This window comes from Roseibium sp. RKSG952 (assembly GCF_009711355.1).
Map to the genome: position 1 here is coordinate 39555 of NZ_SMMF01000907.1, position 10303 is coordinate 49857.

Genomic DNA, 10303 nt, shown 5'->3' on the forward strand with positions numbered 1-10303 from the left:
TCTGGCCGGAACCGGCCGTAAGAACGGCCCGCCCAAGCCGGTTTGCAGAGCGGACCAGATTGATTTGCGTCATGCTCCTACCGGTAAGGAGCGTCCATTTCAATATTGCGGGCGATTTCGCGTTCCCAGCGATCTCCGTTCGCAAGCAGCTTTTCCTTGTTGTAGTAAAGCTCTTCGCGCGTTTCGGTCGCGAACTCGAAATTCGGCCCTTCGACAATGGCGTCCACCGGGCAGGCTTCCTGACAGAAACCGCAGTAAATGCATTTGACCATGTCGATGTCATAACGGGTGGTGCGCCGCGTGCCGTCATTCCGGCGCGGGCCTGCTTCGATCGTGATCGCCTGCGCCGGGCAAATCGCCTCGCAAAGCTTGCAGGCAATGCAGCGCTCTTCCCCGTTCGGGTAACGCCGCAGGGCGTGCTCACCGCGGAACCGCGGGCTCACCGGCCCTTTTTCGAACGGGTAGTTCACCGTCGGCTTCGGCTTGAAAAAATAGCGCATGGCGAGAAAGAACGCCGATACGAATTCCTTCAAGAACAGCGATTTGGCAGCTTGATCAAGTCCCATCGCCTTGTTGCCTTCCTTCTCCGCTCAACCGGTCAGCGCGCTGCCGGCCCAATATCCGATGATCGGAAACCCGACCATCCCAATCCCATAAACCAGCCCCCTGAGGAGGGCCCCATGTCTGGCGGCAAACCCACCGTCGCCGCCCGCTTCCCTGTTTTTCATCTCGGTGGCCTGGATGAGACCCTTGAGGATCTTCGCATCAAGCCAGCCGATATACAGCCCGACTGCAGCTCCAATCAGGCCGGTCATCGAGACACTCACCCTTTTGGCGCCCAGTCCATCACCTGCAGCACGACGGCAACGACAACGACCATTCCGAGCGACAGCGGCAGAAACACCTTCCAGCCAAGACGCATCAGCTGATCATAACGGTACCGCGGCACCATCGCCTTCACCATGGCGAACATGAAGAACACGAGTAAGGACTTCAACAGGAACCAGACGACACCCGGCACCCATGTGAAAGGTGCAAAATCGAATGGCGGCAGCCATCCACCCATGAACAGGATCGTCATCAGGGCGCACATCAGTGCAATGGCAACATACTCGCCGAGCATGAACATCATGTACGGGGTGGAGCCGTATTCCACCATGAAGCCCGCGACAAGCTCGGATTCCGCTTCCGCCATATCAAACGGTGGACGGTTGGTTTCCGCCAGCGCCGAGATGAAGAAGATCACGAACATCGGGAACAGCGGCAGCCAGTACCAGTTCAGGATCGACAACCACGGCACGCCGAGCAGGTTTGCCAGACCGGTCTGCTGCGAGTCCACGATGCCGGTGAGGTTCAACGTTCCCGCACACAGCAGGACGGTGACGATCACAAAGCCGATCGAGACTTCATAAGATACCATCTGAGCTGCCGAGCGCAGCGCCGACAGGAACGGATACTTCGAGTTCGACGCCCAACCGCCCATGATGATGCCGTACACACCAAGCGATGACAGCGCGAAGATGTAAAGGATACCGACATTGATGTCGGCGATCACCCATCCTTGTGCGACGGGAACCACGGCCCAGGCCGACAGCGACAGCAGCACCGACACCAGCGGTGCGAGCAGGAACATGGTCTTGTTGGACCCGTCCGGGATCACCGGCTCTTTCAGCGCGAACTTCAAAAGGTCGGCAAAACTCTGCAAGAGACCCCAGGGGCCAACCACGTTCGGACCACGCCGGATCTGAACGGCAGCCCAGATCTTGCGATCCGCGTAAAGCACATAAGCAATAATGACCAGGAGGCAGACCAGCAAAACCACGCTCTGGAGCACCATCCAGAGAAACGGAAAGCCATAGGTCGTCATAAAGTCTGACATTACGTTCCCCTGCCCTTATTCGGCTGCTTCTGCAGCGCGCGACTTGGCCAGGGCGGAACATTCCGCCATGGTTGCCGAAGCGCGTGCGATCGGGTTGGTCATGTAAAAATCACGGATCGGATTGGCAAAGGCCGCAGCTTCCATGTTGCCGGCATCCTTTGCCAGCGCCTGCACCTGGTCTGCCGAACCGGCTTCAATGGCGTCAATGGACAACATGTGCGGATGGGCGTCGGCCAGTTCGCTGCGCAGTTGCGCGAGCGAGTCAAACGGCAAGGCCTTGCCCAACGCTCCGGACAGAGCCCGCAGGATCGCCCAGTCTTCACGTGCATCCCCCGGAGGGAAGCCGGCACGTTCGGCCAGCTGAAGCCGGCCCTCGGTGTTCACGTAGAAACCGGATTTCTCGGTGTAGGCAGCTCCGGGCAGGATCACATCGGCACGGTGTGCACCGCGATCGCCGTGGGTGCCCATGTAAATCACAAAAGCCGAACCGAACGCGTCCATGTCGAGTTCATCGGCACCGAGCAGGAAGACCGCATCCAGATCACCCTTTTCAGTAGCCCCCTGCATACCGGCAACATCAAGGCCACCTTCGCCCGGGACAAAACCGATATCGAGCCCGCCAACACGGCTGGCAGCCGTGTGCAGGACGGCCAGACCGTTCCAGTCATCGCTGACAGCACCCACCGTTTCGGCAAGCTTTGCAGCATTGGCGAGGATCGACCCGCCATCAACACGCGCCAGAGCCCCCTGCCCGACGATGATCAGCGGACGCTTCGCGGCCTTCAGTACGTCAGCGAAGCTGTTCTTGCCCGCAATCACATCGGCCAGCGTTTCCGGCCCCGCCCCAAGATACCGGGCGTCATATGTCAGGTCAGCATTCTCGCCGATCAGACCAACCTTGACCTTGCCGGTCCGCCATGCCTTGCGGATGCGCGCATTGAGCACGGCCGCTTCGTGGCGCGGGTTGGAGCCGATGATCAGAACAGCATCGGCATCCTCGATGCCTTCGATGGTCGGATTGAAGATATAGCTTGCACGGCCCTTGGCCGGATCAAGCCGCGCACCGTCCTGGCGGCAATCGATATTCGCAGATCCAAGTGCTTCGAAAAGCTTCTTGAGCGCGAACATTTCCTCAACGCTTGCCAGATCCCCGGCGATCGCGCCGAGCCGGGCACCGTCCAGCTTGCCGATTCGCTCGGAGATGATCTGGAACGCTTCGGTCCAGGACACCGGCTGCAGCTTGCCGTCTTTACTGGCATAGGGCCGGTCGAGGCGCTGGGTCTTCAGACCGTCCCAAATGTAACGGGACTTGTCGGAAAGCCATTCCTCGTTCACGGCTTCGTTCAGCCGTGGCATCACGCGCATGACTTCCTTGCCGCGGGTGTCGACCCGGATTGCCGACCCGACCGCATCCATCACGTCGACGCTTTCGGTCTTGGTCAGTTCCCACGGACGGGCATGGAACGCATAAGGCTTGTGGGTCAGCGCGCCGACCGGACACAGGTCGACCGCATTGCCCTGAAGCTCGGACGACAGGGCCGCTTCCAGATAAGTGGTGATTTCCGCGTCTTCACCGCGGCCGACCAACCCCATTTCCGAGACGCCTGCGACTTCCGTCGTGAACCGGACACAGCGCGTGCAATGGATGCAGCGGGTCATGATCGTCTTGACCAGCGGACCGATCTGCTTGTTTTCGACAGCCCGCTTGTTTTCCGCGAAACGGGACCCATCTACACCATAGGCCATCGCCTGGTCCTGGAGGTCACATTCCCCGCCCTGATCGCAAATCGGGCAGTCGAGCGGGTGGTTGATGAGCAAGAACTCCATCACCCCTTCACGCGCCTTCTTGACCATCGGGCTCTTGGTTTCGACCACCGGCGGCTCGCCATTCGGTCCCGGACGCAGGTCCCGTACCGACATGGCGCAGGATGCGGTCGGCTTGGGCGGTCCGCCCTTGACCTCGACCAGACACATGCGGCAGTTGCCCGCAATCGACAGACGGTCGTGGTAACAGAACCGCGGGACTTCCGCGCCAGCCTCTTCACAGGCCTGCAGCAGGGTGTAATCCGCCGGGACCTCTACCTCTTTGCCGTCAATGATGAGCTTCGTCATCGGCTGCTCTCCAAATCCCGTGGCGCCTTATTCCGCAGCAACCAGCGTCGCCGCCGGTGCTTTCGGTTTGGCGATGTAATCATCGATGCGCTGTTCGATCACCGGGCGGAAATTCCGGATCAGACCCTGGATCGGCCATGCAGCCGCATCCCCGAGCGCGCAGATGGTATGGCCTTCAACCTGCTTGGTCACATTGAACAGCATGTCGATTTCCTCGCGCGAGGACTGGCCCTTGACCATCCGCTCCATCACGCGCCACATCCAGCCGGTGCCTTCCCGGCAGGGCGTGCACTGGCCACAGCTCTCGTGCTTGTAGAAATAGCTGATCCGGGCAATCGCCTTGATGATGTCGGTGGACTTGTCCATGACGATCACGGCCGCAGTTCCAAGCGCAGAGCCCTTCTCCTTCAACCCGTCGAAGTCCATCGGCGCATCCTTGATCTCGTCGGCCGTCACGCAAGGCACGGACGAACCACCCGGGATCACAGCCAGAAGATTGTCCCAACCACCGCGGATCCCACCGCAGTGCTTGTCGATCAACTCGGAAAACGGCATTCCGAGCTCTTCTTCGAAGGTCGCCGGCTGATTGACGTGACCTGACACACAAAACAGCTTGGAGCCGGTGTTGTTCGGGCGGCCCAACGAGGAGAACCAAGCACCGCCCCGACGCAGAATGGTCGGTGCGACAGCAATGGATTCCACATTGTTCACGGTCGTCGGGCAGCCATACAAGCCGACATTGGCCGGGAACGGCGGCTTCAGCCGCGGCTGACCCTTGCGACCCTCAAGGCTTTCCAGCAGCGCGGTTTCCTCGCCACAGATATAAGCCCCTGCCCCATGATGGACGTAGATGTCGAAATCGTAGCCGTTCTTGTTGTTCTTGCCGATCAAACCGGCGTCATAAGCCTGATCGATCGCGGCCTGCAGGCGCTCGCGTTCGCGGATGAACTCACCGCGCACATAGATGTAAGCCGCAACAGCGTTCATCGCAAAACCGGCGACCAGACAGCCTTCGACCAGCGTATGCGGGTCATGGCGCAGGATTTCGCGGTCCTTACAGGTGCCGGGCTCGGATTCATCGGCATTAACCACCAGATACGCCGGGCGGCCATCGGATTCCTTCGGCATGAACGACCATTTCAGGCCGGTCGGGAAGCCCGCACCGCCCCGGCCGCGCAAGCCAGATTCCTTCATTTCACCGATGATCCAGTCGCGCCCCTTTTCGAGCAGCGCCTTGGTACCATCCCAGTGGCCACGGTTTTTCGCGCCTTCAAGACCCCAGTCGTGAAGACCGTAGATATTCGTGAAGATCCTGTCCTGATCTTTCAGCATGTCTTCTCCTAACTGTCGCTCTTGTCGGACGCCTTTCCGGCTTCCGATGGTTTGGAGAATTCTGTCTCGCCGCCATTGGCAAGCGTTTTGGCCTGCTCGACCCAGCCGTCGCGCTCGATCCGCCCCTTGAACTTCAGGTTCTCGTCGACCCAGGCGATTTCTGATTCGCTCCAGGACGCGATCTGATCGAAATGGAACACTCCCAACTCGTTCAGGGTTGCCTCAAGCTTCGGGCCTACGCCTTTGAGCTTCTTGAGGTCATCCGACTTGCCGCCTCGGGCAGCTTCCAAAAGCTCGGGCTGCGCGCCTTCGGCGGAAACAGCAGAAAGCTCGGGCTTGGCCTTGGATGCCGGTGCGGGTTCTGCAGGCTTTTTGGCGGCCTGTTCAACCTTTTTTTCGACCGGGGCAGGAGCCGCCCCCGCCTGCTTGGCCGCAAATGCGGCCTTGACCCGGGCAACAGCCTCTTCGGCTGGCACTGGCACACCGTCATAATCGTTGCCGCCTGCATTGATTGCCGGACCTGCAAAAGCATGAGAAGCCTTTTCAGCGCCATCAACAATGTGCGGCACCGGATCAGCGCCCTTGGTCGCGTCCTTTACATCGGTGAGGCTGGTCTGCCCACCCTCGGCCATGGCAAAACGCCGGCCATTTTGCGGGCCAGGCGTTACTTCGCGGCCCGCTTCAATGTCATCGAGAAGCGTGTTGAAAGTTACTTCGGTCAGATCTTCATAGGTGTCCTTGAAAATCTGGACCATCGGAGCGTTCACACAGGCGCCGAGGCACTCAACTTCTTCCCAAGAGAACATGCCGTCATCCGACAGTTCGTGCATGTGCTTGGCAATGCGGCTCTTGCAGACATTGATCAGGTCGCCAGCGCCGCGCAGCATGCAAGGCGTCGTGCCGCAAACCTGAATATGCGCCTTCTTGCCGACCGGCTGCAGCTGGAACATGGTGTAGAAAGTCGCAACCTCCAGAACGCGGATATGCGGCATGTCGAGCAAGTCCGCGACACAGCGGATTGCCGGCTCGCTGACCCAGCCTTCATTCTGTTCCTGCGCCCGCCACAACAGCGGAATGACAGCAGAGGCCTGACGTCCTGCCGGGTACCGGTCAATCAGCTTTTTCGCCCATGCCAGGTTTTCCGGCGTGAACGCGAAGCTCTCAGGTTGTTCCGCGGCAAGTCTGCGAACCGCCATGGTGTAATCCCCGTCTTGTTGCAAAACCCGGCCACACGAAGCAGCCCGGGCTCAAAAAGGGTGAAGCCGGATTACCGGTCGACCTCACCAAACACAATATCCATCGACCCGAGCACAGCAGAGCAATCCGCAAGCATGTGGCCGTTACACATGAAGTCCAGCGCCTGAAGATGCGCAAAGCCCGGAGCCTTGATCTTGCAGCGATACGGCTTGTTGGTGCCGTCGGACACCAGATAGACGCCGAATTCACCCTTGGGCGCCTCGACAGCCGCATACACTTCGCCTTCCGGAACGTGGTAACCTTCCGTGTAGAGCTTGAAGTGGTGGATCAAAGCTTCCATCGACCGCTTCATTTCACCGCGCTTCGGCGGGACAATCTTGCCGTCGATTGACGATACCGGACCGGTTTCCACCGTCAGTTTTTCAAGGCACTGCTTCATGATCCGCACCGATTGGCGCATCTCTTCCATGCGGATCAGATAGCGGTCGTAGCAATCGCCGTTCTTGCCGATCGGAATATCGAAGTCCAGTTCGGAATAGCACTCGTAAGGCTGCGACTTGCGCAGGTCCCACGGAGCGCCGGAGCCACGCACCATCACGCCGGAAAAGCCATAAGCCCATGCATCGTCCAGATCGACCACGCCAATATCAACATTCCGCTGCTTGAAGATGCGGTTGTCGGTCAGGAGGCCCTCAATGTCGTCCAGCGTCTGCAGGAACGGGTCACAGAAGTTCCAGATATCGTCGAGCAGGTCGCGCGGCAGGTCCTGATGGACCCCGCCCGGACGAACGTATGCGGCGTGCATCCGCGCGCCACAAGCCCGTTCGTAGAAAACCATGAGCTCTTCACGCGGCTCGAAGCCCCACAGCGGCGGCGTCAACGCACCAACGTCCATGGCCTGAGTGGTCACGTTCAGAAGATGCGACAGCAAACGGCCAATCTCAGAAAACAGAACCCGGATCAGCTGTCCGCGCTTGGGCACCTCGACACCGACAAGACGCTCGACCGCAAGAGCAAACGCATGCTCCTGGTTCATCGGCGCCACATAGTCCAACCGGTCGAAGTAAGGAACGGCCTGCAGATAGGTCTTGTGCTCGATCAGCTTTTCGGTGCCGCGATGAAGTAGGCCGATATGGGGATCAACACGGGTGATCACCTCACCATCCAGCTCCAGCACAAGGCGCAACACGCCGTGCGCGGCCGGGTGCTGCGGACCGAAGTTGATGTTAAAATTTCGAACTTGAGCCTCAGCCATTTTGAGGTTCCTGCTTTGCTGCATAAAATGCGAAGACTTCCGGGCCAGTCATCCGTTGCGTCTTGTTCGCAAAGGCATAATTGGCCGGCTGTTCATCCACGAAGATTTCGCTCGTCAGCGCGAACCGGGCCGGATCGTCGAAAGCTTGCGCCGACATCGAGGCGTGCGATCCGTCCTGTAGCCGCCATGCGAGTGTCGACCCGCAGGACTTGCAAAACACGCGCTCACCATAGGCGGAAGACTTGTAGACACTCAAAGCCGCTTCACTCTCGAACTCGACGTGCGGCCCGCACGCGACAGCCATGAGAACCCCACCGGTCCACTTGCGGCACATCTCGCAGTGACACACCTGCATGGTCTGATCGACAGGAACCGCGGTAAACCGCACATCCCCGCAAAGGCATCCACCAGATAGCCGCTCACCCATCTCCGCACCCACCTTAATTCGTGGTTGCCTTTTCGTCGCCCGGAAGCACGTAGTCCGTACCTTCCCAAGGAGACAAAAAGTCAAAATTGCGGAATTCCTGATTGAGCTGGACCGGCTGGTAAACCACCCGCTTCTTTTCGTCGTCGTAGCGAACTTCGACATAGCCCGTCAGCGGGAAGTCCTTGCGCAACGGAAACCCGTCAAAACCGTAGTCGGTCAGGATGCGGCGCAGATCCGGATGACCGGAGAACAGAACGCCGTACATGTCATAGGCTTCACGTTCAAACCAGGCAGCTCCCGGAAACAGCGGCGTGATCGACGCAACCGGCGTGTTGTCGTCCGCTGCCAGCTTCACGCGGATCCGCTGGTTCTGCATGGGGGACAGGAAATGATACACCACATCGAAGCGCTTTTCGCGCGCCGGCCAGTCCACACCGCAAATATCCGTCAGGTTGACGAATTTGCAGGAGCTATTGTCGCGCAGATACCGTACCACATCCAGAATGTCGGACGCCGCAACACTCAGCGTCAACTCGCCATAATCGACGGTCCAGGACAGAAGGGACTCGCCAAGCCCTAATTCAATATGCTCAGCCAGTTCCTTGAGCGTCTCGTCCATGTTCCTCTGACCTCACTCCTCAGGAGCCTCTTGAGTTCTGGCGGACCGTTCCGCCAGGCATCATTTTTCAAAACTCGCGCTTAGCGCTCAATCGTTCCGGTCCGCCGGATCTTTTTTTGCAGCAACAGCACGCCATAAAGCAGCGCTTCAGCTGTCGGCGGGCATCCGGGCACGTAGATATCAACAGGCACAACCCGATCACAACCACGAACCACGGAGTAGGAATAGTGGTAATAACCACCGCCATTGGCGCAGGACCCCATCGAGATGACATACCGCGGCTCGGGCATCTGGTCATAGACCTTGCGCAGAGCCGGTGCCATCTTGTTTGTCAGCGTGCCCGCGACAATCATGACATCGGACTGGCGCGGAGAGGCGCGTGGTGCAAATCCGAACCGCTCGGCATCATAGCGCGGCATGGACATCTGCATCATTTCGACCGCGCAGCAGGCCAGACCGAATGTCATCCACATGAGCGAGCCGGTGCGCGCCCACTGGATCAGATTGTCGGTCGATGTGACCAGGAACCCCTTGTCGGCAAGCTCGTCATTGACTTCCAGAAAGAACGGGTCGTCCGCTCCGACCGGCTTGCCGGTATTGGGGTCGATAACGCCCTTGGGCTTGTCGGCAATCAGAGTGCCGGATGTATTGGTCAATCCCATTCCAACGCTCCTTTTTTCCATTCGTAAATAAAGCCGATGGTCAAGACGCCCAGGAAGATCATCATCGACCAGAAACCGAACCAGCCGAGGTCGCCGAAAGTCGCTGCCCAGGGAAACAGGAAGGCAACTTCAAGGTCAAAGATGATGAACAGGATCGAAACCAGATAAAACCGCACGTCAAACTTCATGCGCGCGTCGTCAAATGCGTTGAAACCGCACTCATACGCGGAGAGTTTCTCCGGATCCGGATTCTTGTGGGCGATCATAAACGGCGAGATGAGCAGGGCCAAGCCGATCACCAGCGAAATGCCGATGAACACGACGATCGGGGCATATTCCCGCAGAAGCTCTTCCATGTGTTTCGCGTCCTTGCATATCGATCGGATCGGGAGGTGATCCGGTGCCGGAGCTGCAACGGCCAAGTCGTCTTACAGCGCGCCGTGGCAAGCCCTGTCGGATTTATAAAAACCAACATGCGAGCGCACGCTTAGCTCACGACCCCGTGCAACGCAAGACCCCTCGCCTGCCAAACCATTGCCACAGTTGTTAATGCACAACAGGCATCACCCCTGACCCGTGCAATACTGCGTATTTTAGAGCACTTGTAAAACTATGCACAGGGCGAGGACCAATTCGCCGCAGCCGTAGAGTTCAATCCCAGCAGCGAAGAATCAAGCCCTTACAGCACAAGGCCGATATAAACCGCAGGGCATTTACCGCATTTCAGTCAAAAATGCGGACCACCGGCAGATTGAATGGGAGATTTCAAACAAGAAAAGGCGTCCGTGAATGGCGCGAGTGACGGGGCTCGAACCCGCGA

11 protein-coding genes are annotated in these 10303 nt (G+C 58.8%); all 11 read right to left on the reverse strand.

Annotated elements, in window-relative coordinates; genetic code table 11:
* Positions 1-77 precede the first annotated feature (77 nt).
* The 11 genes from nuoI to E1297_RS18060 all read right to left on the reverse strand — a co-directional run bounded on the left by nuoI (position 78) and on the right by E1297_RS18060 (position 9839).
* The gene (gene nuoI / locus E1297_RS18010; protein WP_155140738.1) at positions 78-566 is read right to left on the reverse strand and encodes an NADH-quinone oxidoreductase subunit NuoI; all 489 of its coding nucleotides are present in this window, start codon (positions 564-566) and stop codon (positions 78-80) included.
* 24 nt (positions 567-590) lie between these two features.
* On the reverse strand, positions 591-815 hold the full coding sequence (locus E1297_RS18015; RefSeq protein WP_155140740.1) for a hypothetical protein: 225 nt from the start codon (positions 813-815) through the stop codon (positions 591-593).
* 8 nt (positions 816-823) lie between these two features.
* Positions 824-1879, reverse strand: a complete 1056-nt coding sequence (nuoH, locus tag E1297_RS18020; protein ID WP_155140742.1) for an NADH-quinone oxidoreductase subunit NuoH — start codon at positions 1877-1879, stop codon at positions 824-826.
* A gap of 15 nt (positions 1880-1894) precedes the next feature.
* Entirely contained in the window at positions 1895-3991 is a 2097-nt protein-coding gene (gene nuoG, locus E1297_RS18025) for an NADH-quinone oxidoreductase subunit NuoG (protein WP_155140744.1), read from the reverse strand.
* A gap of 27 nt (positions 3992-4018) precedes the next feature.
* Entirely contained in the window at positions 4019-5323 is a 1305-nt protein-coding gene (gene nuoF, locus E1297_RS18030; protein WP_155140746.1) for an NADH-quinone oxidoreductase subunit NuoF, read from the reverse strand.
* A gap of 8 nt (positions 5324-5331) precedes the next feature.
* On the reverse strand, positions 5332-6519 hold the full coding sequence (locus E1297_RS18035; protein WP_155140748.1) for an NADH-quinone oxidoreductase subunit E: 1188 nt from the start codon (positions 6517-6519) through the stop codon (positions 5332-5334).
* A 71-nt stretch (positions 6520-6590) separates the two neighbouring features.
* A complete protein-coding gene (locus E1297_RS18040; RefSeq protein ID WP_155140751.1) occupies positions 6591-7775 on the reverse strand; it encodes an NADH-quinone oxidoreductase subunit D in 1185 nt (394 codons plus the stop codon).
* On the reverse strand, positions 7768-8202 hold the full coding sequence (locus E1297_RS18045) for a GFA family protein (protein WP_155140753.1): 435 nt from the start codon (positions 8200-8202) through the stop codon (positions 7768-7770). The genes E1297_RS18040 and E1297_RS18045 overlap by 8 nt, the downstream gene beginning before the upstream one ends.
* A gap of 13 nt (positions 8203-8215) precedes the next feature.
* Positions 8216-8821, reverse strand: a complete 606-nt coding sequence (locus tag E1297_RS18050) for an NADH-quinone oxidoreductase subunit C (RefSeq protein ID WP_155140755.1) — start codon at positions 8819-8821, stop codon at positions 8216-8218.
* An 80-nt stretch (positions 8822-8901) separates the two neighbouring features.
* Entirely contained in the window at positions 8902-9483 is a 582-nt protein-coding gene (locus tag E1297_RS18055) for an NADH-quinone oxidoreductase subunit B family protein (protein WP_155140757.1), read from the reverse strand.
* On the reverse strand, positions 9474-9839 hold the full coding sequence (locus tag E1297_RS18060; protein ID WP_155140759.1) for an NADH-quinone oxidoreductase subunit A: 366 nt from the start codon (positions 9837-9839) through the stop codon (positions 9474-9476). The genes E1297_RS18055 and E1297_RS18060 overlap by 10 nt, the downstream gene beginning before the upstream one ends.
* Positions 9840-10303: the final 464 nt, after the last annotated feature.